A 277-nucleotide genomic window follows, 5' to 3' on the forward strand; every position below is an offset into this window, starting at 1 on the left:
TCATAAGAAAATCATTCTCCATTCTAGTTGTTTTTATTTTGAATTCTTGTATTTCCACGGCATCACGAATCTACTAATCAAGATAACAATTAAGAATAGTAGACAGCTTAATAGTGAGATAATAGCAATTGCCACGAAAACTTTATCAGTAGCAAAAGAGTTCTGGGATCTGACAAGGAAAATCCCTAAACCTTTACTTGCTCCTACCCATTCAGATATAACTGCAGCTAACACGCTGTATGTAGCGCCAATTCTTAGTCCAGTGAACAAATATGGC

Annotated in this window: 1 protein-coding gene; it reads right to left on the reverse strand. The window is 35.7% G+C overall.

From position 1 onward, the window contains the following. Nucleotides 1-33 precede the first annotated feature (33 nt). Nucleotides 34-277: ABC transporter permease (locus AOA62_RS07570; RefSeq protein WP_143521787.1), on the reverse strand; the 244-nt coding region annotated here is incomplete at its 5' end.

Source organism: Pseudomonas sp. 2995-3 (assembly GCF_002742565.1).
GTDB classification, from domain to species: Bacteria; Pseudomonadota; Gammaproteobacteria; order Pseudomonadales; family Pseudomonadaceae; genus Aquipseudomonas; species Aquipseudomonas edaphica.